The organism is Streptomyces sp. NPDC059248 (assembly GCF_042753905.1).
Lineage (GTDB): Bacteria > Actinomycetota > Actinomycetes > Streptomycetales > Streptomycetaceae > Streptomyces.
The window spans coordinates 1-23,420 of the sequence record NZ_JBHYZV010000098.1; the positions used below are offsets into that span (position 1 = coordinate 1).

20 protein-coding genes and 1 riboswitch are annotated in these 23,420 nt (G+C 70.8%); of the genes, 11 read left to right on the forward strand and 9 right to left on the reverse strand.

Going from position 1 to position 23,420, the window contains the following annotated elements; all coding sequences use genetic code 11:
- Positions 1 to 120: 120 nt before the first annotated feature.
- The 3 genes from ACFXG1_RS29370 to ACFXG1_RS29380 all read right to left on the reverse strand — a co-directional run bounded on the left by ACFXG1_RS29370 (position 121) and on the right by ACFXG1_RS29380 (position 4,984).
- Positions 121 to 1,149 carry a ribonucleotide-diphosphate reductase subunit beta gene (locus tag ACFXG1_RS29370; protein ID WP_384714828.1) on the reverse strand — a complete coding sequence of 343 codons (1,029 nt, stop codon included), beginning with the start codon at positions 1,147 to 1,149 and terminating at the stop codon, positions 121 to 123.
- The gene (locus ACFXG1_RS29375) at positions 1,149 to 3,545 is read right to left on the reverse strand and encodes a ribonucleoside-diphosphate reductase subunit alpha (RefSeq protein ID WP_384714825.1); all 2,397 of its coding nucleotides are present in this window, start codon (positions 3,543 to 3,545) and stop codon (positions 1,149 to 1,151) included. The genes ACFXG1_RS29370 and ACFXG1_RS29375 overlap by 1 nt, the downstream gene beginning before the upstream one ends.
- A 153-nt stretch (positions 3,546 to 3,698) precedes the next feature.
- Positions 3,699 to 3,832, reverse strand: a riboswitch (cobalamin riboswitch).
- Positions 3,833 to 4,216: 384 nt separating this feature from the next.
- Positions 4,217 to 4,984, reverse strand: a complete 768-nt coding sequence (locus ACFXG1_RS29380; RefSeq protein ID WP_384714822.1) for a GntR family transcriptional regulator — start codon at positions 4,982 to 4,984, stop codon at positions 4,217 to 4,219.
- Positions 4,985 to 5,373: 389 nt separating this feature from the next.
- Here ACFXG1_RS29380 and ACFXG1_RS29385 point away from each other — a divergent pair, with 389 nt between their 5' ends.
- The 6 genes from ACFXG1_RS29385 (at position 5,374) to ACFXG1_RS29410 (ending at position 13,354) form a co-directional block, all read left to right on the forward strand.
- Complete coding sequence (locus ACFXG1_RS29385) at positions 5,374 to 6,657, forward strand: extracellular solute-binding protein (protein WP_384714819.1); 1,284 nt, start codon at positions 5,374 to 5,376, stop codon at positions 6,655 to 6,657.
- Between the two features lie 88 nt (positions 6,658 to 6,745).
- The gene (locus ACFXG1_RS29390) at positions 6,746 to 7,726 is read left to right on the forward strand and encodes a carbohydrate ABC transporter permease (RefSeq protein ID WP_384714816.1); all 981 of its coding nucleotides are present in this window, start codon (positions 6,746 to 6,748) and stop codon (positions 7,724 to 7,726) included.
- Positions 7,723 to 8,553, forward strand: coding sequence for a carbohydrate ABC transporter permease (locus ACFXG1_RS29395; protein ID WP_384714813.1), 831 nt, complete (start codon positions 7,723 to 7,725; stop codon positions 8,551 to 8,553). Before ACFXG1_RS29390 ends, ACFXG1_RS29395 begins: the two co-directional genes overlap by 4 nt.
- A gap of 15 nt (positions 8,554 to 8,568) precedes the next feature.
- Positions 8,569 to 10,143, forward strand: a complete 1,575-nt coding sequence (locus ACFXG1_RS29400) for a glycoside hydrolase family 3 protein (protein WP_384745288.1) — start codon at positions 8,569 to 8,571, stop codon at positions 10,141 to 10,143.
- 94 nt (positions 10,144 to 10,237) lie between these two features.
- Positions 10,238 to 11,326, forward strand: coding sequence for an SIS domain-containing protein (locus ACFXG1_RS29405; RefSeq protein WP_384720759.1), 1,089 nt, complete (start codon positions 10,238 to 10,240; stop codon positions 11,324 to 11,326).
- A 558-nt stretch (positions 11,327 to 11,884) separates the two neighbouring features.
- Entirely contained in the window at positions 11,885 to 13,354 is a 1,470-nt protein-coding gene (locus tag ACFXG1_RS29410; protein ID WP_384719551.1) for a sensor histidine kinase, read from the forward strand.
- Between the two features lie 203 nt (positions 13,355 to 13,557).
- Here ACFXG1_RS29410 and ACFXG1_RS29415 read toward each other — a convergent pair whose 3' ends face one another.
- Together ACFXG1_RS29415 and ACFXG1_RS29420 are read right to left on the reverse strand one after the other, a co-directional pair.
- The gene (locus ACFXG1_RS29415; RefSeq protein ID WP_003953983.1) at positions 13,558 to 13,815 is read right to left on the reverse strand and encodes a WhiB family transcriptional regulator; all 258 of its coding nucleotides are present in this window, start codon (positions 13,813 to 13,815) and stop codon (positions 13,558 to 13,560) included.
- Between the two features lie 321 nt (positions 13,816 to 14,136).
- The gene (locus ACFXG1_RS29420; protein WP_384719547.1) at positions 14,137 to 15,105 is read right to left on the reverse strand and encodes a diacylglycerol/lipid kinase family protein; all 969 of its coding nucleotides are present in this window, start codon (positions 15,103 to 15,105) and stop codon (positions 14,137 to 14,139) included.
- A gap of 119 nt (positions 15,106 to 15,224) precedes the next feature.
- Here ACFXG1_RS29420 and ACFXG1_RS29425 point away from each other — a divergent pair, with 119 nt between their 5' ends.
- Positions 15,225 to 15,638 carry a hypothetical protein gene (locus tag ACFXG1_RS29425; RefSeq protein WP_384719549.1) on the forward strand — a complete coding sequence of 138 codons (414 nt, stop codon included), beginning with the start codon at positions 15,225 to 15,227 and terminating at the stop codon, positions 15,636 to 15,638.
- Between the two features lie 86 nt (positions 15,639 to 15,724).
- Here the strand turns inward: ACFXG1_RS29425 and ACFXG1_RS29430 are convergent, their stop codons facing one another.
- The 3 genes from ACFXG1_RS29430 to ACFXG1_RS29440 all read right to left on the reverse strand — a co-directional run bounded on the left by ACFXG1_RS29430 (position 15,725) and on the right by ACFXG1_RS29440 (position 18,012).
- On the reverse strand, positions 15,725 to 16,828 hold the full coding sequence (locus ACFXG1_RS29430) for an RNA polymerase sigma factor SigF (RefSeq protein ID WP_384718610.1): 1,104 nt from the start codon (positions 16,826 to 16,828) through the stop codon (positions 15,725 to 15,727).
- A 194-nt stretch (positions 16,829 to 17,022) separates the two neighbouring features.
- A complete protein-coding gene (locus tag ACFXG1_RS29435) occupies positions 17,023 to 17,436 on the reverse strand; it encodes an anti-sigma regulatory factor (RefSeq protein WP_384718608.1) in 414 nt (137 codons plus the stop codon).
- Positions 17,437 to 17,751: 315 nt separating this feature from the next.
- Positions 17,752 to 18,012 (reverse strand): UBP-type zinc finger domain-containing protein, encoded by a 261-nt coding sequence (locus tag ACFXG1_RS29440; RefSeq protein ID WP_384718606.1) that lies wholly within the window; start codon positions 18,010 to 18,012, stop codon positions 17,752 to 17,754.
- A gap of 86 nt (positions 18,013 to 18,098) precedes the next feature.
- Between ACFXG1_RS29440 and ACFXG1_RS29445 the strand changes: the two genes are divergently transcribed.
- Positions 18,099 to 19,694, forward strand: coding sequence for a Na+/H+ antiporter (locus ACFXG1_RS29445; RefSeq protein WP_384745285.1), 1,596 nt, complete (start codon positions 18,099 to 18,101; stop codon positions 19,692 to 19,694).
- Positions 19,695 to 19,780: 86 nt separating this feature from the next.
- Here the strand turns inward: ACFXG1_RS29445 and ACFXG1_RS29450 are convergent, their stop codons facing one another.
- Positions 19,781 to 20,734, reverse strand: a complete 954-nt coding sequence (locus ACFXG1_RS29450) for a 1-aminocyclopropane-1-carboxylate deaminase/D-cysteine desulfhydrase (protein WP_384718602.1) — start codon at positions 20,732 to 20,734, stop codon at positions 19,781 to 19,783.
- A 346-nt stretch (positions 20,735 to 21,080) separates the two neighbouring features.
- Between ACFXG1_RS29450 and ACFXG1_RS29455 the strand changes: the two genes are divergently transcribed.
- The 3 genes from ACFXG1_RS29455 to ACFXG1_RS29465 all read left to right on the forward strand — a co-directional run bounded on the left by ACFXG1_RS29455 (position 21,081) and on the right by ACFXG1_RS29465 (position 23,077).
- Positions 21,081 to 22,112 (forward strand): family 2 encapsulin nanocompartment cargo protein polyprenyl transferase, encoded by a 1,032-nt coding sequence (locus ACFXG1_RS29455; RefSeq protein ID WP_384745291.1) that lies wholly within the window; start codon positions 21,081 to 21,083, stop codon positions 22,110 to 22,112.
- A 37-nt stretch (positions 22,113 to 22,149) separates the two neighbouring features.
- Positions 22,150 to 22,464, forward strand: coding sequence for a hypothetical protein (locus tag ACFXG1_RS29460; RefSeq protein WP_384723560.1), 315 nt, complete (start codon positions 22,150 to 22,152; stop codon positions 22,462 to 22,464).
- Between the two features lie 172 nt (positions 22,465 to 22,636).
- On the forward strand, positions 22,637 to 23,077 hold the full coding sequence (locus ACFXG1_RS29465) for a DUF6304 family protein (protein WP_384723557.1): 441 nt from the start codon (positions 22,637 to 22,639) through the stop codon (positions 23,075 to 23,077).
- Positions 23,078 to 23,420: the final 343 nt, after the last annotated feature.

Here is a 23,420-nt window from a genome sequence, read left to right on the forward strand (position 1 = left end):
GTTTGTTTTCCTTTTTTGTTTTCGCTCACACCCTGTGGGGGGGTTTATTACCGTTGTGGTCCGGGCGGGGCCGGGCGCCCCGGGGTAAGGGGGGGGCGCCGGGCCCGGAACGTACAGCTCCTAGAAGTCGTCGTCGAAGCCGACCGAGCCCTCCACCGCGACCTGGTAGGCCGACGGGCGGCGCTCGAAGAAGTTCGTCAGCTCCTGGACGCCCTGGAGCTCCATGAAGGAGAACGGGTTCTCCGAGCCGTACACCGGGGCGAAGCCGAGGCGGACCAGACGCTGGTCGGCGACGCACTGGAGGTACTCGCGCATCGACTCGGTGTTCATACCCGGCAGGCCGTCGCCGCACAGGTCCTGGCCGAACTGGAGCTCGGCCTCGACGGCCTCCTTCAGCATGTCCGTGACCTGCTGCCGCAGCTCGTCGTCGAACAGCTCCGGCTCCTCCTTGCGGACCGTGTCGACGACCTCGAACGCGAAGTTCATATGCATGGTCTCGTCACGGAACACCCAGTTGGTGCCGGTGGCCAGGCCGTGCAGCAGGCCGCGGGAGCGGAACCAGTAGACGTAGGCGAAGGCACCGTAGAAGAAGAGGCCCTCGATACAGGCGGCGAAGCAGATCAGATTGAGCAGGAAGCGGCGGCGGTCGGCCTTCGTGTCCAGCTGGTCCAGCTTCTCGACCTGGTCCATCCAGCGGAAGCAGAACTGGGCCTTCTCGCGGATGGACGGGATGTTCTCGACCGCCGCGAAGGCCGCCGTACGGTCCTCCGGGTCGGGGAGGTAGGTGTCCAGCAGCGTCAGATAGAACTGGACGTGCACCGCCTCCTCGAAGAGCTGACGGCTCAGATACAGCCGCGCCTCCGGGGAGTTGATGTGCTTGTAGAGCGTCAGGACCAGGTTGTTGGCGACGATGGAGTCACCGGTGGCGAAGAAGGCCACCAGACGGCCGATCAGATGCTGCTCACCGGGGGTGAGCTTGGCCAGGTCGGTGACGTCGGAGTGGAGGTCGACCTCCTCCACGGTCCAGGTGTTCTTGATCGCGTCGCGGTACCGCTCGTAGAAGTCGGGGTACCGCATCGGCCGCAGGGTCAGTTCGAAGCCCGGGTCCAGCAGGTTCTGGGTGCGGGTGGTGGCGGTGGAATCGGACATTACTGGCAGGCCTCGCAGGACTCGGGGTTCTCCAGGGAGCAGGCGACGGCCTCTTCGGGCGTGGCCTGCGCCGGTACGGGTACGGGTACGGGGGCGGAGGCGGCGGCGGTCGTGCCGGATGCCGCGCGGGCGATCCGGGTCGCGGGCCGGGACCGCAGGTAGTAGGTGGTCTTCAGGCCCTGCCTCCACGCGTACGCGTACATCGAGCTGAGCTTGCCGATGGTCGGCGTCTCCAGGAACAGGTTCAGCGACTGCGACTGGTCGAGATAGGGCGTACGGGCCGCCGCCATGTCGATCAGGCCCCGCTGCGGGATCTCCCACGCCGTCCGGTACAGCTCACGGACGTCGGCCGGGACCCAGGAGAAGCCCTGGACCGAGCCGTTGGCGTCGCGGAGCGCCTCCCGGGTCTGCGCGTCCCACACGCCCAGCTTCTTCAGCTCCGCCACCAGGTACGAGTTCACCTGGAGGAACTCACCGGAGAGCGTCTCGCGCTTGAACAGGTTGGAGACCTGCGGCTCGATGCACTCGTACACGCCCGCGATGGAGGCGATCGTCGCGGTCGGCGCGATGGCGAGCAGCAGGGAGTTGCGCATCCCGGTACGGGCGACGCGCTCGCGCAGCGCCTCCCAGCGCTCCGGCCAGTGCGGTGTGACGCCGTAGTGGTCGGGGTGGAGCACTCCGCGCGCGGTCCGGGTCTTCTCCCAGGCCGGGAAGGTGCCGTGGCGCTCGGCGAGCCCGGCGGACGCCTCGTAGGCGGCCAGCATGATCCGCTCGGCGATCCGGGTCGACAGCGCCTTCGCCTCCGGGGAGTCGAAGGGCAGCCGGAGCTGGAAGAAGACGTCCTGGAGGCCCATGGCGCCCAGGCCGACCGGACGCCAGCGGGCGTTGGAGCGGCCCGCCTGCTCGGTCGGGTAGAAGTTGATGTCGACGACGCGGTCGAGGAACGTGACGGCGGTACGGACGGTCTCGTCCAGCCGCTCCCAGTCGATGTCGCCGCCGACGACGAAGGCGCCCAGGTTGACCGAGCCCAGATTGCAGACAGCGGTCTCGCCGTCGTCCGTGACCTCCAGGATCTCGGTGCACAGATTCGACGAGTGGACCGTGTGGCCCTTCTCGGCGGTCTGGTTGGCGGTGCGGTTCGCGGCGTCCTTGAAGGTCATCCAGCCGTTGCCGGTCTGCGCGAGGGTCCGCATCATCCGCCCGTACAGCTCCCGGGCGGGCATCGTCTTACGGGCCAGGCCCTTCGCCTCGGCGGCCCGGTACGCGGCGTCGAACTCGTCGCCCCACAGGTCGACCAGCTCGGGGGTGTCCGCGGGCGAGAACAGGGACCACTCGGTGTCCGCGTCGACCCGGCGCATGAACTCGTCCGGGATCCAGTGCGCGAGGTTGAGGTTGTGGGTCCTGCGGGCGTCCTCGCCGGTGTTGTCGCGCAGCTCCAGGAACTCCTCGATGTCCGCGTGCCAGGTCTCCAGATAGACGGCGGCGGCACCCTTGCGCCGGCCGCCCTGGTTGACGGCCGCGACGGAGGCGTCGAGGGTCTTCAGGAACGGGACGATGCCGTTGGAGTGGCCGTTCGTCCCCCGGATGAGGGAGCCCCGGGCCCGGATCCGGGAGTACGAGAGCCCGATACCGCCCGCGTGCTTCGAGAGCCGGGCGACCTGGTGGTAGCGGTCGTAGATGGAGTCCAGCTCGTCCAGCGGCGAGTCCAGCAGATAGCAGGACGACATCTGGGGGTGCCGGGTGCCCGAGTTGAAGAGCGTCGGCGACGACGGCAGGTAGTCGAGCCGGCTCATCAGCCCGTACAGGGCCACGACCTCGTCCAGGGCGCGGACCGAATCGTCCTCGGCGAGACCGGAGGCGACCCGGAGCATGAAGTGCTGCGGGGTCTCCACGACCTTCCGGGTGATCGGGTGGCGCAGCAGATAGCGGCTGTAGAGGGTCCGCAGGCCGAAGTAGCCGAACCGGTCGTCGCCCGCCGGGTCGATCACGGCGTCGAGCCGCTCGGCGTGCAGGGCGACGAAGGCGGCCGTACGGTCCGCGATCAGGCCCTCCGTGTGGCCCACCCGGACCGAGGCGGAGAAGGAGACCGCGCCCTGGCTCTCGGCCTCGGCGGCGATCGTCCTGGTCAGCAGCCGGGCGGCGAGCCGGGAGTACGCGGGGTCGTCGGAGATCAGGCCCGCGGCGGCGTCGGTGGCGAGCTGATGGAGTTCCGCCACGTCCGACCCGGGGTGCCGGCCGCGGAGCGCGGCGGCGGCGACCCTGCCGGGGTCGGTGTCCGGCAGATCGGCGGTGAGGTCGGTCAGGGTCCGCAGAAGCGCGGTCCCCGGGCCGTCCTCGGGCTTGTTCGCCACCGCAGTGGTGATGCCCGAAACCGGATCGGCAGGCGCGATGGTCACGTGGTGCTCTCCCTCGCTCGGCTCACGGACCGCGATGGCGGGGAGTTCGGCGGGCAGGCCGGGGCGGACCGCGCCCGTGGGCGGGCAGCACGCAACGGCGTCCACCGGCCCAACCACGAGGCCCGGACGTCTCGGCACCGGGTCGGACGACGCGGTGCGCTGTCGGCAGACGGCCGGACTTACTCGCGGTGTGACAAAGCACGCCGAAGATCACCGTTGCGGGACAGTTCCGGATTCGCACCGGATTCCTCTGCGACGACAGCGAGACGAGCATACATGTGGGGGCACCCCGAAGATGTTGCCCCCACATGTTGTGTCGCGTCCCTCACTCGCGAGCCACGGTTCCCCTGCGGGGGCGGTGCGGTGAAGGCCGTTTCCCCCTGCGGGGCGGGGCCGGGTGAAGGTGTTCAGGGGCGCTGGGGGTCCCCCCATCGCCGAAGGCATAGGGGGCGGAACCGCGCGACAAGCCCACGATGGCGTGAGGTCGAGTACGGTCGTCATCGGGCTGGGCGGGACGCGGATTCCGTGGCGGTGCGCTGAGGTGGAAGCCTCCACCCGACCGCCCCCGCAGGGGCGCGGCGCCCGGACATGCCTTCGCCGGGGCGGCCCCGTGGATGTGGGGCCGCCCCGGCGAAAAGAAGCTCGGGGCCGGCGGCCCCGAAAAGGTGGCGTCAGTCCTGGGGGCGGCGGAGGCGGGCCACGAACTTGTAGCGGTCGCCGCGGTACACCGAGCGGACCCACTCCACGGGCTCGCCCCGCGCGTCCAGCGAGTGGCGTGAGAGCATCAGCATCGGCAGGCCGACATCCGTCCCCAGCAGCCCCGCCTCGCGCGGTGTGGCCAGGGACGTCTCGATGGTCTCCTCGGCCTCCGCGAGGTGGACGTCGTACACCTCGGCGAGCGCCGTGTAGAGGGATGTGTACTTGACGAGGCTGCGGCGCAGCGCCGGGAAGCGCTTCGCGGACAGATGCGTCGTCTCGATGGCCATCGGCTCACCGCTGGCCAGCCGCAGCCGCTCGATCCGCAGGACCCGCCCGCCGGTGGAGATGTCGAGCAGCCCGGCGAGGGTGTCGTCGGCGGTGACGTAACCGATGTCGAGGAGCTGGGAGGTGGGTTCGAGACCCTGGGCCTTCATGTCCTCGGTGTACGAGGTCAATTGCAGGGCCTGGGAGACCTTGGGCTTGGCGACGAAGGTGCCCTTGCCCTGGATCCGTTCGAGCCGGCCCTCGACGACCAGCTCCTGGAGCGCCTGGCGCACGGTGGTGCGCGAGGTGTCGAACTCGGCGGCCAGGGTGCGTTCCGGCGGTACGGGCGTACCCGGCGGAAGGGTCTCCGTCATCTCCAGCAGATGCCGCTTCAGGCGGTAGTACTTCGGCACGCGCGCGGTCCGGGTCGCCGGTGTCCCCGCCTCGGTCTCCGTACCCACCCCGTCCGTCGTCATGGCCCGCCTTCCCGTTCCCGACTGCTGCGCTGCCGTCACCGGCTCCTCCGTCTGTAGCGGATCACATCGTGGCACGGGCCGGTCCCGGGGAGTGACCCTCTCCCTCCTGGTTTCTGTCTCCAGGTGGACACCACTGCTTCTTATACACCGAGGGGACTAGGGTTGGTCTAGTCCAAGCGGGGGCCTCAAGCCTGCCCGGATCATGCCCAGATGTCGGTCCGATAACGGACTGGACAGGCGGGTTTATCGAGCCTTGACAGCCTGAAAGGTCTAGGCCAAGCTCCCGGTACTGGTCTAAACCATTAAAGACCAGGTCCCAGCCCCAGGCAGTACTTTTCACGTATCGCTTCGTGGTGGGCGGGGGTGGCAGGCTCCCTTAGGAGGATGGCGTGAAGCGCAAGCTCATCGCGGCTATCGGTGTCGCGGGCATGTTGATCAGTGTTGCCGCGTGTGGCTCGGACGACAAGGACGAGAAGCCCAAGACGGGTGCTGGGGGGAAGACCGACTTCAAGGGTCAGACCCTCACCTTCTGGGCGATGGACGGCTCGACGCCGGACGCCTGGCTCGCGGACCTCACCAAGGAGTTCGAGGCCAAGACCGGTGCCACGCTCAAGTACGAGAAGCAGGCGTGGAACGGTATTCAGCAGAAGCTGACGACCGCCCTCTCCGAGGACAGCCCGCCCGACGTCTTCGAGATCGGCAACACCCAGACCCCCGCCTACGCCAAGACCGGCGGTCTGGCCGAGCTGGGCGACATCAAGCAGGCCATCGGCGCCGACTGGACCGAGAACCTGAACAAGGCTTCGGTCTTCGAGGGCAAGCAGTACGCCGCGCCGTGGTACTTCGCCAACCGCGTCGTCGTCTACAACAAGAAGGTCTTCGCGGAGGCCGGCATCACCGCGCCGCCGAAGACCCGCGCCGAGTTCTACGCCGCGCTCGACAAGCTCAAGGCGAAGGGCAAGGAGCCCATCTACCTGCCCGGCCAGAACTGGTACCACTTCGTCGGTCTGGTGATCGGCCAGGGCGGCGAGCTGGTCAAGAAGGACGGCGACAAGTGGGTCTCCAACCTGGAGGACCCGAAGGTCGTCGCCGCGGCCGAGGAATACAAGAAGATGCAGGCGTACTCCAAGGCGCCCAAGGACAAGGACGAGGCCACCCCGCAGCAGGCCGACGTCTTCGCCAAGGGCAACGTCGGTGCCTTCATCGGCATGGGCTGGGAGGGCGCCACCGCCATCAAGGCGAACCCGGCCATCGAGAAGGACCTCGGCTACTTCACCATCCCCGGTGAGACCGCGGACAAGCCCGAGGGCGTCTTCCTCGGCGGTTCCAACGTCGCCGTCGCGCAGAACAGCAAGAACAAGGAGCTCGCCAAGGAGTTCCTGAAGCTGCTGCTCTCCGACAAGTACGAGGGCGGCCTCGCCAAGGCCAGCGGTGTCATCCCGAACAAGGAGTCCCTGAACTCCAACCTGACGGGCAACCCGGTCGCCGAGGCCGCCGCCCCGTCCGCGAAGTTCGGTGGCACGACCCCGCTGATCGCCGAGTGGGCAGCCGTCGAGAACGAGCCCAACCCGATCAAGACCTACCTCACCGCCGTGGTGAGCGGTAAGTCGCCGGCGGACGCCGCCAAGCAGGTCGAGGGCGAGTTCAACAAGCGCCTGGCACAGAAGCAGTAACCGAATCCGGCGGCCGGGGCGGGGGTCTCAGGCCCCCTCCCCGGCCGCCGACTGCTGTCCCCCAAGCGCCTAGGAAGAGATGGCGAGCATGACCGTGCAGACCGAACGGGCGCCGTCCGGCCCCGCGGAGGTACCCACCCCTCCGGTCAAGGGCAAGGGCAGGCCCTCAGCACCGCGTAAAGCGGGCTCTTTCGTTCCTTATCTGCTGCTGCTTCCCGCGGTGGCCGCCACCCTGGTCTTCCTGGGCTGGCCCCTGGTGAACAACGCGATCCTGTCGTTCCAGAACCTCAATATGAGACAGCTGATCCAGCGTCTCACCGAGTGGAACGGCATCGACAACTACCGGGAGATCCTTACCGGCGAGGACTTCTGGCGGGTCACGGGACGCTCGATCGCCTTCACCGGCGTCAACGTCCTGCTGATCATGGTCCTGGGTACGCTCGTCGGTCTGCTGCTCGCCCGCCTCGGCAAGAAGATGCGCTTCGCCCTGATGATCGGGCTCGTGCTCGCCTGGGCCATGCCGGTCGTCGCCTCCACCACCGTCTACCAGTGGCTCTTCGCCCAGCGGTTCGGTGTCGTCAACTGGGTCCTGGTCCAGCTCGGCTTCGAGGGCATGGCCGACCACAACTGGTTCGGCACCCAGATGTCGACCTTCTTCGTGATCACCCTGCTGATCGTCTGGCAGTCGATCCCCTTCGTCGCCCTGGCCCTCTACGCGGCGACGACCACCATCCCGAAGGAGCTGTACGAGGCCGCCGCGCTGGACGGCGCCAACGCCTGGCGCAGCTTCACCTCGGTGACCATGCCGTTCCTGCGGCCCTTCCTCTACGCCACCACCTTCCTGGAAGTCATCTGGGTGTTCAAGGCCCTGGTCCAGGTGCTCACGATCAACCGCGGTGGTCCCGACCGGCTCACCGAGATCCTCCCGGTGTACGCCTACATCGAGGGCATGGGCAACCAGCACTACGGCATGGGCGCGGCCATCGCGATGCTCACCATCGTGATCATGCTGCTGCTGACGGCCTACTACCTCCGGATCGTGCTCAAGCAAGAGGAGGACGTGCGATGAAGCGCTCCTTGTTCGGCCGTTTCTGGCCCAATGCCACCGCCGTGCTCCTGGTCGCCTTCTTCGCCTTCCCCGTCTACTGGATGTTCGCCACGGCGTTCAAGAAGACGACGGACATCGTCGCCGACACCCCGGTGTGGATTCCGCTGGATCCGACGATGAAGCACTTCGAGTCGGCGCTCGACGCGGAGAACTTCTGGACCTTCGTCGCCAACTCGTTCACCGTCACGCTGCTCGCGGTGATCTTCTCCCTGATCATCGCCCTCGCGGCCTCCTTCGCCCTGGCCCGGATGAAGTTCAAGGGCCGGCGCGGCTTCATCATCGGCTTCATGATCGCCCAGATGGCGCCCTGGGAAGTGATGGTCATCGCCATCTACTTCATCGTCCGCGACGCCGACATGCTCAACAGCCTGGTGCCGCTGACGATCTTCTACATGGTGATGATCCTCCCCTTCACGCTCCTCACGCTCCGCGGCTTCGTCGCCGCCGTGCCCAAGGAGCTGGAAGAGGCCGCCATGGTCGACGGCTGCACCCGCCGCCAGGCGTTCCTGAAGGTGATCTTCCCGCTGCTCGCCCCCGGTCTGATGTCGACCTCGATGTTCGGCTTCATCACCGCGTGGAACGAGTTCCCGATGGTGCTGGTGCTCAACAAGCAGGTCGAGTACCAGACCCTGCCCCTGTGGCTCTCCGGATTCCAGTCCGTCTTCGGCAACGACTGGGGTGCCACCATGGCGGCGTCCTCCCTCTTCGCCATTCCGGTGCTGCTGCTCTTCCTCTACCTCCAGCGCGGAGCGGTCGGAGGGCTCTCCGACGGCGCGGTGAAGGGATAACCCTCGGTGACCTCCATGACCAACGACCTGCGGGCCACCGACCGGCTCAGCCGGGACGCGCTCGCCGTCCTCCAGCCCGGCTTCGAGGGCACGACCGCACCCGACTGGCTGCTGCGGCAGATCGCCGACGGCCTGAGCGCGGTCGGCCTCTTCGGCCGCAACATCACCACCCCCGAGCAGCTCACGGCGCTCAACGCCCAGCTGCGCGCCGAACGGGACGACCTCCTCGTCGCCATCGACGAGGAGAGCGGAGACGTCACCCGGCTGGAGGTCGTCGAGGGCTCGTCCTTCCCCGGCAACTACGCCCTCGGCACGGTCGACGACCCCCGGCTCACCGAGGACGTCGCCCATGAGCTGGGCCGCAGGCTCGCCGCCTGCGGCGTCGACCTCAACTGGGCGCCGTCCGCCGACGTCAACGCCAACCCGGACAACCCCGTCATCGGCGTCCGGTCCTTCGGCGCCGACGCGGGGCTCACCGCCCGGCACACGGTCGCGTACGTCCACGGCCTCCAGGCCGCCGGTGTCGCCGCCTGTGTGAAGCACTTCCCCGGCCACGGGGACACCAATGTCGACTCCCACCACGCGATGCCCCGTATCGACGTGGGACTCGAAACCCTCCACGCCCGGGACCTGCTGCCGTTCCGCGAGGCCATCGCGGCCGGTACCAAGGCGGTGATGAGCGCGCACATCCTGCTGCCCGTGCTCGACGCCGACCGCCCGGCGACCCTCAGCCCCCGGATCCTCACCGGACTCCTCCGCGAGGAGCTCGGCTTCGACGGGCTGATCGTCACCGACGGCATGGAGATGCAGGCGATCTCGGCGGTCTACGGGATCGAACGCGGCTCCGTCCTCGCGCTCGCCGCGGGCGCCGACGCGATCTGCGTCGGCGGCGGACTCGCCGACGAGCTGACCGTTCTGCGACTGCGCGACGCCATCGTCGCCGCCGTCCGGGACGGCGATCTGCCCGAGGAGCGGCTGGCCGACGCGGCGGCGCGGGTACGCGCCCTCGCCGACTGGACGCGCCGGGCACGGGGGGCCGACGCGGAGCCGGGCGCGGAAACGCAGGAGGGGACCGCGCCCGGCGTCCGCGGCGGCACCGGCCGGGACCTGGCCGACATCGGCCTGGTCGCCGCCCGGCGAGCCGTCCTCGTCACCCCCGGTGAGCAGCCGTACGAGCCGGTCACCGAGCCGCCGTACGTCGCCACGTTCTCGCCCGAGGCGAATATCGCCGTCGGTGACGAGACCCCGTGGGGCGTCGCCGGAGAGCTGACCGCGATGGTGCCGGGCACGCTCTCGGCCACGTACACCGATGTCGCCGTCGACGCGGCCGACGCCCTCGCCGGTGAGGTGCTGGCGGCGGCGGAGGACCGTAGGATCGTCGCAGTGGTACGCGATGTCCACCGCCACCCCTGGATGGCGACGGCCCTCGACGCGGTACTCGCCGCCCGGCCCGACACGGTCGTGGTGGAGATGGGCGTCAACCGGGCCGAGCCGAAGGGCGCGCTGCACATCGCCACCCACGGCGCCGCCCGCGTCTGCGGACGGGCCGCCGCTGAGGTCGTCACCGGCGCGGTGAGCGCGGGGGACTGACACCAGCGGACCGTGTGCTGTGCCGGGGGGCCACCGGCGGCGAGAGCCGCCGGTGGCCCCTTCGGCACCCGGACGCCTGCTGGAGGCAACGGAGATGGCTGCGACGGATTCCGCGGACCGCCATGACCAGCACGAGCACCGGGAGCGGCCCGGGCGCATCATGGCCGCCGAGACGGCGGAACAGCCCGCCGTCCTGCGGCGCGTCCTCGACGAGGGGGCGCCGCGCATCCGGGAGACCGCGGCGGCGATCGCGGCCCGCGCGCCCCGCTTCGTCCTGCTCACCGCGCGCGGCACCTCCGACAACGCGGCGCTCTACGCCAAATACCTGCTGGAGATCGAGCTGGGGCTGCCGTGCGGGCTCACCTCCATGTCCACCACGACGGCGTACGGGGCCAGGCCCGATCTGCGGGACGTCCTGGTGATCACCGTCAGCCAGTCCGGCGGATCGCCCGACCTGGTGGCCTCCACCCGGGCCGCCCGGGAGGCCGGCGCGGTGACGCTGGCCGTCACCAACAACCCCGACTCACCGCTGGCCGCCGTCTCCGAGTTCCATATCGACGTCCTCGCGGGCCCCGAGAAGGCGCTGCCCGCGACCAAGACGTACACCGCGTCCCTGCTCGCGCTCTACCTCCTGGTGGCGGGGCTGCGGGGCGCCGACGGGGCGCCCGCCGCCGCGCTCCCCGGCCTCGCGGAGCGGATCCTCGCCCGGGGCGACGAGGTACGGCAGCTGGCGTCCCGCTACCGCTTCGCCGAGCGGATGGTGATCACATCCCGGGGGTACGGGTACCCCACCGCGAAGGAAGCGGCGCTCAAGCTCATGGAGACCAGCTACATCCCGGCGCTCTCCTACTCCGGCGCGGATCTGCTGCACGGGCCGCTGGCCATGGTCGACAACATCTCCCCGGTGATCGCGGTCGTCACGGACGGCAAGGGCGGCGAGGCGCTCCAGCCCGTCCTCGACCGGCTCCGGGGCCGGGGCGCCGACCTCGTGGTCGTGGGGCCCGCGCGGCAGGTGGCGGCCGCGTCGGCCGGGTTCGTCCTGCCGACGGACGGACTCCCGGAGAACCTCCAGCCGGTGCTGGAGATCCTCCCGCTCCAGCTCCTCGCCTACGAGGTGACCCTGGCCCGCGGCCAGGACCCCGACGCGCCGCGGGCTCTCGCCAAGGTCACCGAAACGAGCTGACCCCGCCCCGCCGGATTCCGTGGAGCTCCCGACCGTAGTCGTCCGGCCGCGCGCCGCATGTGGCTTGTCGCGCAGTTCCCCGCGCCCCTGGATACCCGACGTACCGTCCTGCGGAAGGTGGAGGCTTTTAGGGGCGCGAGGAACTGCGCGAACAACCCCTATGGTCTGTGGTCGGCGGACGGCCGTCGGGAGCTTCACGGGGGCCGGGGCCGAAGGCCCGAGGAGGGGGCCGTCGGGGGCCGCGGCACGGGGGTGAAAAACCCGCGGGCCGCGGCGCCTGGCGGGACCCTCAACCCGCCCGGCACCGCAGCCCGGAGTGCTCCGGCCGGGCAGGTGTGCGGGCCCGCGCGGCCGATCGGGAGGGGCGCGTCGCAGTCAGGGCAGAGAGCACGCGTCCCTCATCCGCCCACCTGTGCGGGGAGGGCGGAAGTTCTCGATGGCTTCATTGTGGACTAGACCATTCATGGATGTCCATGCGTCGGCGCCGACCAGTTCGAAGTCTCATGCGGGCTCTCATCTTCCTCATCGACCGCGGGTACGCTCGCACCTGTGCCCTCCATGAACGACCTCGTACGCCAGCACACCGACCTCGGCGACTCGGATCTCGAGTGGTTCCATCTGCTGGTCTCGGAGTGGCAGCTGCTCTCCGACCTGTCCTTCGCCGATCTCGTCCTGTGGGTTCCCACCCGCGACGGGACGCGCTATGTCTCCGTCGCCCAGATGCGCCCCAATACCGGCCCCACGTCCTACCAGGACGACATGGTCGGCCATCTCGTCCCCCGGGGCCGCCGCCCGCTGCTGGACGCCGCCCTCGACGAGGGGCGGATCGTGCGCGAGGGCGACCCCGAGTGGCGGGAGGAGGTTCCCGTACGCGTCGAGTCGATTCCGGTACGGCGCGAGGGCCGGGTCCTCGGCGTGATCGCCCGTAACACCAATCTGCTGACCGTCCGCACCCCGTCACGGCTGGAGCTGACCTATCTCCAGTCGGCGTCCGACCTGGCCCAGATGATCGCCGCCGGGGCCTTCCCGTTCCCGGGCCAGCAGGTCGACATGGACGCGTCCCCGCGGGCCGGCGACGGGCTGATCCGGCTGGACGCCGACGGTGTGGTGCAGTACGCCAGCCCCAACGCGCTCTCCGCCTACCACCGGCTCGGCCTCGCGTCCGACCTCGTCGGACACCATCTGGGCCAGGTCACCGCCGAGCTCGCGCCCTCCCGGGGGCCGGTGGACGAGGCGCTGGTCAAGCTGGCCAGCGGCTACGCGCCCCGGGAGACGGAGGTCGAGGGCAACGGCGGGGTGATCCAGCTGCGGACGATTCCGCTACGGCCCAAGGGCACCCGGATCGGGTCCCTGGTGCTGCTGCGGGACGTCACCGAACTGCGGCGGCGCGAACGCGAGTTGATCACCAAGGACGCCACCATCCGGGAGATCCACCACCGGGTGAAGAACAACCTCCAGACCGTCGCCGCGCTGCTGCGGCTCCAGGCCCGCCGGATGGACTCGGTCCGCGGCCGGGAGGCGCTCGACGAGGCCGTACGGCGGGTCGGGTCGATCGCCATCGTCCACGAGACCCTCTCCCAGAACCTCGACGAGCGCGTGGAGTTCGACGAGATCGCCGACCGGGTCATCGCGATGGTGGCGGAGATCTCGCCGGGCAAGGTCGACTGCCGTCGCACCGGCCGGTTCGGGATCCTCGACGCCGAGGTCGCCACCCCGCTCTCCATGGTCCTGACCGAGATCATCCAGAACGCCCTGGAGCACGCCTTCCCGGCGGGGGAGCGGGGCTCGGTCGAGGTATCCGCCGTCCGGGGACCCCAGCGGCCCGACAGCCGGCTGCTGATCACCGTCCAGGACGACGGCGCCGGCCTGCCCGAGGGCTTCGACGCGGCGACGGCGGGCAACCTCGGTCTCCAGATCGTCCGGACCCTGGTCGAGGGCGAGCTGGGCGGCACCTTCGACATGCTGCCCGTCCCGGACGGCCGCGGTACCCGCGTGGTCCTCGACATCCCGGTCGAGACACAGAAGTAGGCGGTGCCCGGCGGGGCTCACAAGCCCCGCCGGGCGATCCCGGGCGCCCCGGGCCGGAGGCCGAACGGCAGCGAGCCCCGGAAGCCGATGACTTCCGGGGCTCGAACGCTGTGGATTGTGCTGCTGCGCGCTGCGGCTCGGTGGCGGTGAGTGCGTACGCTGCGTACGCGCCGCCGGTCGCCTTAGGCGTATCGCGGGGGCGATCAGGCGCTGGCGTTACGCGCCCGGTTGCGAGCGGCACGGCGCTTCATCGCGCGGCGCTCGTCCTCGCTCAGGCCACCCCAGACGCCGGAGTCCTGGCCGGACTCGAGCGCCCACTGCAGACACTGCTCCATGACGGGGCAGCGACGGCAGACGGCCTTGGCTTCCTCGATCTGCAGCAGCGCAGGACCGGTGTTGCCGATGGGGAAGAAGAGCTCGGGGTCTTCCTCGCGGCAAACGGCGTTGTGACGCCAGTCCATGGCTGCTACCTCTCCTTGTGTGACATGCAGATTGCTTGTGAATGTGAACGCTTTCACGAATCCCCCCGCAACGGAAGGGCCGACCGCCAACGTCACATTGGCGTGGTCCAGGTGTTTGAGGAGGGGTTCCGGCGATCTGCGGGGCCGAAGTTCAGCGGGCCGTCCCGATCGCCATGAAGAGACTCGCAAACCTCGGCGACGGATACAACCCCTTCTGGAAAGTTTTTTTTGATTCCTCGGTGTCGACTAGGTCACAGCCGTACTTCCATGGGGTGGATACTGGTCCGTACGTTCGAGATGAAGGCGGTACGGCCCTTCCACTCACACAATCACACGCAGTGCACGGCGTACGCCTGTGAACGTCACGCTCGTCCGCAGTCCGAGATGGTCACCGTCCATCTGAAAGGGGAGCGGGACCTTTGAATTCAAGGTGAAGTCATCCATGTCGTGCACCGTCACCGCGTGCTTGCCGTGCGGACCGCGTTCGGGTGTCGAACGCAGGAGCTGGGTCGCGTAACGGGCGACGGCCGGGGTCGAGAGCCGGGAGAGTCCGAGCAGGTCGAGACCGGTGTCGAAGGACGCGTCCGGAGAGGCGTATATCGGGCGATTGCCCAGGTAGGTCCATGGAGAGGTGTTCGCGACTATCGCCACCACGAGATCGGTGACCGGGTCGGTACCGGGGCGTTCGAGGGCGATCGTGCCATGGTGCCGGTGGGGGTACTGGAGGAACTGGCGCACGACCTGCCGGACGTAAAGGGGATGAGTCGAACGCTTTCCGAGTTCCCGCTGCTGTTCGACCCGGCCGATCACACTGGCGTCGAATCCGTAACCCGCGCAGAACGTGAACCAGCGTCCTGGAACTCCCTCGTCCGGGGTGTCCGGAGTACCCGCCGCGAGACCGAGGCCGATGGTCCGCTCGCTCCGTGAGGCGAGGGCGTCCAGAATCGCGCCGGTCGCCTCGACGGCGTCGTTCGGCAGCCCGAGCGCGCGGGCGAAGACATTCGTCGATCCGCCGGGGACGACGGCGAGCCGCGGCAGCCGCTCCGGATCGGGGCCCGTGTGGAGCAGTCCGTTGACGACCTCGTTGACGGTGCCGTCGCCGCCGAGCGCCACGACCAGATCGATCTCGCCCGAATCGGCCGCCCGGCGGGCCAGGTCGCGGCCGTGGCCGCGGTACTCGGTCGTCACGGCCTCCAGCTTCATCTCGGAGGCGAGGGCGTGGATCAGTACGTCCCGGGTGCGGGCACTGGTGGTGGTTGCTGCCGGGTTGACCACGAGAAGTGCGCGCATGAGGTGCAGCGTACCCAGCCCGCGCCGACGGTGGTAACGGCGGCCCCGGCGGCCGGCCGCCGGGGACGAGGCGGGGAGGCGGGGTCCGGTGGCGGAGCCGTACGGACTACCCTGCTGGGGTGAGTGCCGACCCGACCCCCCGCCCCAGCCGTCTGACCGCCGCCGCCGCGGTGTCCGGTATCGAGGGCGCCGCGCTGGTCGGATACGGCCTCTATCTGCTGGTGATGGGTCTGCTGGGACGCCCGGACAATCCGACCCAGGCGGAGATGGGCGGACTGACCCTGATCGCCCTCGGTGCCTTCCCGCTGGTCGCGGCCCGCGGACTGCTGCTCCGCCGCTCCTGGGCCCGGGGCCCGGCGCTGATCACGCATCTGATGGCGCTGATCCCGGCCTGGTCGATGCTGCGGTCGCCGTCGTCGGCGCTGATCCCGGTGGGTATCGCGGTGGGCGTGGTCGCCGTCTCGGGTCTGGTCCTGCTGGTCAGCTCGGAGACCACCCGGGCCCTGGGCATCAAGCCCCCCAGCGGCGACTGAGCCGTACGGCCGCGCCTCGCCGGGCTTCCCGGCGGTCCGCGTCCCGGTAGGGCCGGGACGCGGCCGGAGCCGTATCTCCTCCTCGTCTACTCCTCGACGAGGAGCTTGTCGCGGAGCTGGGCGAGCGTTCTGGCCAGCAGCCGGGACACATGCATCTGGGAGATGCCGACCTCCTGCGCGATCTGCGACTGGGTCATGTTGCCGAAGAACCTCAGCAGCAGGATCCGCTTCTCGCGCGGCGGGAGGTCCTCCAGCAGCGGCTTCAGGGACTCGCGGTACTCGACGCCCTCCAGGGCCTCGTCCTCCGCGCCGAGGGTGTCGGCGACCGCGGGCGACTCGTCGTCGGTGTCGGGGACGTCGAGGGAGAGGGTGGAGTACGCGTTCGCCGACTCCAGCCCTTCGAGGACCTCCTCCTCCGAGATACCGAGCCGCTCGGCCAGCTCGTGGACCGTGGGGGAGCGGCCGTGCAGCTGGGACAGCTCCGCCGTCGCCGTCGTCAGGGAGAGCCGCAGCTCCTGCAGACGGCGCGGGACGCGGACGGCCCAGCCCTTGTCGCGGAAATGGCGCTTGATCTCGCCCACGACCGTCGGGGTGGCATAGGTGGAGAACTCCACCCCCCGCTCCGGGTCGAACCGGTCCACGGACTTGATCAGACCGATGGTCGCGACCTGGGTGAGGTCGTCCAGCGGCTCGCCGCGGTTGCGGAACCGCCGCGCCAGATGCTCCACCAGCGGCAGATGCATCCGGACCAGCTGATTGCGCAGCTCCGCACGCTCCGGGGAGCCGTCCGGCAGCTTCCGCAGCTCCACGAACATCGCCTTGGCGCCGCCGCGGTCGGGAGTCCCCTGCCGGCCCGCCGCGGCACCGTTCCTGTTCTCGGCCGCTTCGGTCGCTTCGGTCGCCTCTGGTGTCCCGGCATCGACGGCCTCGTCACCCGCGGGCGCCGGCGGCCCCGGGGCGCTCCCGTTCCCGGGGGTCCCGGGGGTCCCAGGGGTCCCGGAGGGTCCGGCGGTTTCAGCGGCTCCGGTGGCTTCAGCGGGCTCGGCGCCGGAGGTCCGGGCGCCCTCGTGCGCGGTCGCGGTCGCCGTCGCCGCGCCGGGGGCCGCCGCGTGCGCCCCGGCGCCCGGACCGCCGGCGCCGTCGGGATCGTGTTCGTTCGCGTTCGGGTTCTCGTCATCGTGCTCGGTCATCTGGTCCGCCCTCGCCCCGGGCTCCGCCGCAGTGGCAGCCCCCGCCTGCTCAGCCGCGGCCGGTCGGCCGCCGAGTACGTCGCCGTCGAGTCCGTGGAATCCGTCGAGTCCGTGGGCCTGCTGCTCCGGGATGTCGGGTGGCGCCGCGGGCTGCCCGTCCCGCTCGCCGTCCCGTACCGGACCGTTCCCGCTCCTCACGCCGGCCCGGGTCCCGCGCCGCGCTGTTTGTACAGGCTGATGGAGACCGTGCGGTCGGCGGCGACCGTCGCCTCCACCTTTCCGGCCAGCGCGGAGAGCACCGTCCAGGCGAAGGTGTCGCGCTCGGGGGCCCGGCCGTCGGTGGTCGGGGCGGAGACCGTGACCTCCAGTGAGTCGTCGATGAGCCGGAACACGCAGCTCAGGACCGACCCGGGGACCGCCTGCTGCAACAGGATCGCGCACGCCTCGTCGACCGCGATCCGCAGATCCTCGATCTCGTCGAGGGTGAAGTCCAAGCGCGCCGCGAGGCCGGCGGTGGCCGTACGCAGCACGGACAGATAGGCACCCGCAGCGGGCAGCCGGACTTCGACGAAGTCCTGGGTCCCGGGCTCGCCTGCGATCTGGGACACCCTCACCTCCAAGGTGACACATGCTCTATCGGGGCCCGCGGGGCGGATCCCGGGGCCGTCGGTACGCGGTCCGGTACGACGGGGCACACGCGACGCTCACACGACGTCCGCGTGGCCGGTACCGGCCCGGCGACGCTATCGCGATCCATGGTGCCCTGTCGCAGGGCCCCCCAGAGTTACTGTCACTCATGGTAGGCATATGAGTACGCACAGTGGCTAGGGGTCTGCGGGACGCAATTCCGGGTACCGGGCGGAGGGTTGACGTACCCACTGTTCGAACTGGTGAATCCCCTCGGGCGGGCCGGTACGGACCCCTCAGACCAGGGCGCCGTCCACAAAGCACCAGCGCCAGTCCTCACCCGGCTCGAAACTGCGCATCACGGGATGCCCGGCTTCCCGGAAGTGGGCCGACGCGTGCCGCAGCGGGGAGGAGTCGCAGCAGCCGACATGGCCGCATTCGAGACAGAGCCGCAGATGCACCGGCTGGACGCCCGCGATCACGCATTCCGGGCACGTTTCGGACTGGGCGGCGGGCTCCGGGCGGGGCAGCGCCGCGACGTGCGGACACTCACTCATGATGGCCAGGTTACGGCGCCGGGGCCGGGGTTTCCCGTCGAGCGGACCGGCCGCCGATCCCGACCGGACGGACGGAGTACCCGGACATGGAGGCATTGTCCCTGGTGGGGCTGGTCGCGGCGAGTGCCGCGGTGGCCGGGGCCGCCCGCCGCACCCCCGTACCCGCGCCGCTGCTGCTGGTCGCGGCCGGGCTGCTGGCCGCCTACATCCCCGGAGTGCCGGACTACGCCCTCGATCCGCATATCGTGCTGCCGCTGATCCTGCCGCCGCTGCTGCACACCGCGGCGCTGGAGAGCTCCTATCTCGATCTGCGGGCCAATATCCGGCCGGTGGCGCTGCTCTCCTTCGGCTACACGCTCTTCGCCACCCTCGCCGTGGGCTGGCTGGCCTATCTGCTGATCCCGCAGCTCCCGCTGACCGCCGCCCTGGTGCTGGGCGCCGTCGTGGCGCCCCCGGACGCGGTCGCCGCCACCGCGATCGCCCGCAGGCTGGGCCTTCCGCACCGGATCACGACCATCCTCCAGGGCGAGTCGCTGATCAACGACGCCACCGCGATCACCGCCTACCGGGTCGCCGTCGCCGCGGCCGTCGGCGAGGCCGCGAGCTGGCTCGGCGGCGTCGGGGAGTTCGCGGTGGCCGCGCTCGGCGGGGTCGCCGTGGGGCTGCTGCTGATGGTGCCCCTGCACTGGCTGCGGACCCGGCTCAAGGAGCCGCTGCTCCAGAACACGCTCTCGCTGCTGATCCCGTTCGTGGCGTACGCGGCGGCCGAGCAGGTCCATGCCTCCGGGGTGCTCGCCGTGGTCGTCGTCGCGCTCTACCTCGGCCACCGCGCCTGGCAGGTCGACTTCGCGACCCGCCTCCAGGAGGCGGCGGTGTGGAAGATGGTCGCGTTCCTCCTGGAGTCGGTGGTCTTCGCCCTGATCGGGCTGCAACTCCCTTACGTCCTGCGGGGCCTCGGCGACTACGGGGTGGCGCAGGCGCTGGCGTACGCCGTGGCGATCTTCGTCTTCGTGGTGGTGGTGCGGTTCGTCTGGGTCTTCCCCGCGACCTTCCTGCCGCGGCGGCTGTCGTCCCGGATCAGGGCCCGGGAACCGGAAGTGACGTGGAAGGCGCCCGTGGTCGTCGGCTGGGCCGGGATACGGGGCGTGGTCTCCCTGGCGATCGCCTTCTCGATCCCGCTGACGACCGCGTCCGGGGAGCCCTTCCCCTCCCGCAACCTGGTGCTGTTCCTGACCTTCACGACCGTGATCGGCACCCTGGTGGTGCAGGGGCTGACCCTGCCCGCGCTGATCCGGGCGCTGGGGCTGCCGCGCCCCGACGCGTACGCCCAGACCCTCGCGGAGGCCGAGGCCCAAAACCGGGCGTCCGAGGCCGCGGACCGGCGTCTCGACGAGCTGCTGGCCGATGAGCGCAACGCCCTGCCGGGGCCGCTGGAGGACCGGCTGCGGACCGTGATGGAGCGACGGCGCAACGCGGTCTGGGAGCGGCTGGGGGCGGTGAACGAGCGGACCGGCGAGTCCGCGGACGAGACCTACCGGCGACTGGCCCGCGAGATGATCGGCGCCGAGCGCGCGGTCTTCGTCCACCTCCGCGACGAGCGCCGTATCGACGACGAGATGATGCGCACCCTGCTGTTCCGCCTTGACCTGGAGGAGGCGGCGGCCTACCGCGAGGAGGACTGACCCCTCCGGGGGCGGTCAGGTGGAGGTTTTAGGGGCGCGGGGAACTGCGCGACAAGCCCACGACTGCGTGAGGTCGCCTACGGTCGTCATCGGACTGGGCGCGACGCGCGCTGTGCGGAGTCCCCGGCGGGGACGCCCGTGATGACCGCCGCCAGCGTCGTGCCCGGGGGGAAGGCGCCCTCGCCGGTGAGGGTGACCAGGGCGCGCAGCATCTTGGCGACGTAGAGGCGCTCCACGGGGAGGCCGTGGCGGGACTCGAAGTCGTCGGCGAAGGCGTGCAGCCCGGGGGGTGTACGGGCGTATCCGCCGCAGTGGAAGCGGTCGTCCAGCCACCAGTCGCCCCGGCGGGCGCCGAACGCGGCGTGCTGGAGGCGCTCGACCTCGGCGCCGAGAAAGCCGCCCTTGAGCACGGGGACGCCGAGGGCCCGCGCGCCGGGGCCCAGGCCGGCCGCCAGGCCCGCCAGGGTGCCGCCCGTGCCGCAGGCGACCGCCGCCACGTCGGCGGCTCCGCGCAGCTCGTGCCCCAGCTCCGTACATCCGCGGGCGGCGAGCGCGTTGCTCCCGCCCTCGGGTATGACATAGGGCGCGGCACCCCCGGTCGCGTCCCCCGTCGCGGTCGCGACGATGTCGGCGAGGACCGCGGGGTCGTCCTTGGCCCGGTACGTCCCCCGGTCGACGAAGACCAGCCGCATCCCGTCCGCCGCGCACCGGGCGAGGGACGGATTGAGCGGGCGGCCGGCCAGCTCGTCGCCCCGGACCACCCCGATCGTGGCCACCCCGAGCAGCCGGCCCGCGGCGGCCGTCGCCCGCAGATGGTTCGAGTACGCCCCGCCGAAGGTCAGCAGGGGGCGCCCGGCGGCGGCCCGCAGATTCGGGGCCAGCTTGCGCCATTTGTTGCCCGGGAGGTCCGGATGGATCAGATCGTCCCGCTTGAGCAGCAGCCGGACGCCGTATCGGTCGAAGCGCTCGTCCTCGACGGCCACCAGCGGCGAGGGCAGCCGGGGACGCAGGGCGGCGGGGTCGGGCGCTTCCGTGGACATGCCCCCATTGTGACCGGGGCCGCCGTCACCGGCACCGGCCTGTGGACAACCCCGGAACGCACGGCTCCGGGGCGCCGGGCAGGGGGAGATCACGTACGTCGAATTCCGTATGAACATACTTGACCTGATCACCGGACGAAGCCCCGCCGTTCGGATCGTGTGCGATCCGAATCGGTCACCGGCACTCGCCCCACCTGGCGGATTGCCCTTTTCCCCGGTGTGTGCCCCGCACCTGCGGATTCAGTCCCATCAATTCGGGTAATGGCGTGACGACTTCACCCGCTGGAAGCTTTTTGCCGCGCGGGAGATCGGCTTCCGCCGCCGCGGAAAGGACCGGCGCGTGAGCATGTCGGAGGTCGTCGAGGGCCGTGAGGCGCTCGCCCTGCTCGAACGGACCCGTGAGATCGTCGATCCCCGGCTGCGCGCGGCCCTCGGGTCGCTGCCGGGGGCCGTGCGCCGGGTCGCCCTCTACCACTTCGGCTGGGAGAACGCCGACGGCAGCCCGTCCGCCGGATCCGCGGGCAAGGCGATACGCCCGGCGCTCGTCCTGGCCGCGACCGACGCCTTCGGCGGGGATCCGGCCGCGGCGGCGGCCGCCGCGGCCGCCGTCGAGCTCGTCCACAACTTCTCCCTCCTCCACGACGACGTCATCGACGAGGACCCCACCCGCAGACACCGCCCCACCGCGTGGACCGTCTTCGGCACCCCCGACGCGATCGTCGTGGGCGACGCGCTGCTGGCCCTCGCGTACCGGCTGCTCGCCGAGGACGGCCACCCGGCGGCCCCGGCCGCCGCCGAGCGGATCGCGAACTGTGTGATCGAGCTGTGCGCCGGGCAGCAGGCCGACTGCGCCTTCGAGGAGCGCGCCCCGGAGGAGGTCTCCCTGGAGGAGTGCCTCACCATGGCGACCGCCAAGACCGGGGCCCTGCTGGGCTGCGCCTGCGCGGTGGGCGCGCTGTACGCGGGGGCCGGGCCCGATGAGACCGCGGCCCTCGACTCCTTCGGGCGGGAGGCCGGTCTCGCGTTCCAGCTCATCGACGATCTGATCGGGATCTGGGGGGATCCGGGGCGGACGGGGAAGCCCGCAGGCGCCGATCTCGCCGCGCACAAGAAGAGCCTGCCGGTCGTGGCGGCCCTCGGTTCGGGGACCCCGGCGGCGGCCGAGCTGGCCCGGCTCTACCGGGGCCATATGTCACCGGCGGCCGTGGCGCTGGCCGCGGACGCCGTGGACCGGGCGGGCGGCCGCGACTGGGCCCAGCTCCAGGCGTCGGAGCGGATGGCGCGGGCGGTGTACGAGCTGTCGAGGGCGGTACCGGATCTGGCGGCGGCGGGGGATCTGCTGGCCCTGGCGGAGTTCGTGACCAGGCGTTCCCGGTAGCCGCGCCGCTTCGGGGCCGTCGGCCTATGCTGGACGCATGGGCAGCACGGGACGGGGCACCGTCCACAGCCCGCAGGTGGAGTTCCGGTGCCAGGTATGCGGTGAGCGGGTCGCCACGGAGATGCGGCGGCACAAGACCATGGGCGCTTTCGTGCCCCTGTGGGGTCCGGGTCCGTGCCACAACCGGGTGTGTGCCGCGTACGCCGGGCCCGACGAGCCCGCCGGTGACGTACCGGCGCCCCCCGGTCGGCGTACCGGAGCGCCCGATGCCTCCGGCACCGTATCCGACGCCTCTGACACCTCCGACGCCTCAGACGCCTCCGGCGGGAATCCGGCGGTCGGCACCGGCTGACCCACCCCCCCGGTGGCGTGGCACCCCCCCCGGCACCCCCGGAACGGGCGGGGCGCAGGTGGTGTTCGCGCCCCCTGGGGCGGTCCGCCTTCGCAGGTCGCGGGGGTCCGAACGCGCCGTAGAGGTATCCCTGATGTACGCCCCCGGCCCGCGTAGCGCTACAGTCCGCGCCATGTCATCGGAGTCGACTGAGGTCTGGGCGGGCTGGTATCGCGATCGGCGTGGCGCGGAAGCGGTCACCATCGCGTCGCGCGGACGGCAACTGTGCACGCGCATCAGGGGTGTTGAGTACGAGGGGGCGGCTTTCGCCGCCATGGAGGCCATAGGGGCCGAGGGGTTGCTCTCGGCCTGCGTACTGGAGTGGGACATGCCGCTTCCCGTTCACGCGGACGGGGCGGTTCACCGGGCCACGCTGAGCTGTCTGCTGACGCTCGGCGAGCCCCAGGCGGACGGGTCGCTCGACCGGGCGGATCTGAATCTGACGCTTCTTTACGGCGGGGCGGCGTTCGAGGCGGGGGTTGCCGGGGGCGACTTCGACGACGCGCTCGACCGGCTCCAGCGGCAGTTGCCGCACGGTGCGGAACTGGGGGTACGGGCACCCGCCGACGTATGACGCGAAGGTCACTCCCGGACGGGCGGAAAGGTGGCGCCCCGCCGCGATGCGGCGGGGCGCCGGGCGCGCCCGGGACCGGGCTTCACCGGTACCCGGCCCCGGGCGCGGGCTCTCGGGCGGCGGGCTCCCGCCCGGATCGCCGACACGGTACTCCCCGGTGTCCCCGGCCGGGAGACCCCGGCCGGGGATCGGGTCGTGCCGTCGGGTGCGGCGGTCGCCGCAGGGGTTGTCGGGCTATCGGGCTATGGGGCTAGGGCGTTTCTCTCGGATCATCTGATCGTTGGTTGATGTGTGTCGTTGACTGACGCGCAGTGGGCGCGGATCGAGCCGTTGCTGCCGGACC

Bases quoted from the DNA above. Each gene is read 5' to 3' on its own strand.
- ACFXG1_RS29370 (WP_384714828.1), bottom strand. From the start codon at position 1,149: ATGTCCGATTCCACCGCCACCACCCGCACCCAGAACCTGCTGGACCCG.
- ACFXG1_RS29380 (WP_384714822.1), bottom strand. From the start codon at position 4,984: ATGACGACGGACGGGGTGGGTACGGAGACCGAGGCGGGGACACCGGCG.
- ACFXG1_RS29390 (WP_384714816.1), top strand. From the start codon at position 6,746: ATGACCGTGCAGACCGAACGGGCGCCGTCCGGCCCCGCGGAGGTACCC.
- ACFXG1_RS29395 (WP_384714813.1), top strand. From the start codon at position 7,723: ATGAAGCGCTCCTTGTTCGGCCGTTTCTGGCCCAATGCCACCGCCGTG.
- ACFXG1_RS29400 (WP_384745288.1), top strand. From the start codon at position 8,569: ATGACCAACGACCTGCGGGCCACCGACCGGCTCAGCCGGGACGCGCTC.
- ACFXG1_RS29405 (WP_384720759.1), top strand. From the start codon at position 10,238: ATGGCTGCGACGGATTCCGCGGACCGCCATGACCAGCACGAGCACCGG.
- ACFXG1_RS29410 (WP_384719551.1), top strand. From the start codon at position 11,885: ATGAACGACCTCGTACGCCAGCACACCGACCTCGGCGACTCGGATCTC.
- ACFXG1_RS29415 (WP_003953983.1), bottom strand. From the start codon at position 13,815: ATGGACTGGCGTCACAACGCCGTTTGCCGCGAGGAAGACCCCGAGCTC.
- ACFXG1_RS29420 (WP_384719547.1), bottom strand. From the start codon at position 15,105: ATGCGCGCACTTCTCGTGGTCAACCCGGCAGCAACCACCACCAGTGCC.
- ACFXG1_RS29430 (WP_384718610.1), bottom strand. From the start codon at position 16,828: ATGACCGAGCACGATGACGAGAACCCGAACGCGAACGAACACGATCCC.
- ACFXG1_RS29440 (WP_384718606.1), bottom strand. From the start codon at position 18,012: ATGAGTGAGTGTCCGCACGTCGCGGCGCTGCCCCGCCCGGAGCCCGCC.
- ACFXG1_RS29445 (WP_384745285.1), top strand. From the start codon at position 18,099: ATGGAGGCATTGTCCCTGGTGGGGCTGGTCGCGGCGAGTGCCGCGGTG.
- ACFXG1_RS29450 (WP_384718602.1), bottom strand. From the start codon at position 20,734: ATGTCCACGGAAGCGCCCGACCCCGCCGCCCTGCGTCCCCGGCTGCCC.
- ACFXG1_RS29455 (WP_384745291.1), top strand. From the start codon at position 21,081: ATGTCGGAGGTCGTCGAGGGCCGTGAGGCGCTCGCCCTGCTCGAACGG.
- ACFXG1_RS29460 (WP_384723560.1), top strand. From the start codon at position 22,150: ATGGGCAGCACGGGACGGGGCACCGTCCACAGCCCGCAGGTGGAGTTC.
- ACFXG1_RS29465 (WP_384723557.1), top strand. From the start codon at position 22,637: ATGTCATCGGAGTCGACTGAGGTCTGGGCGGGCTGGTATCGCGATCGG.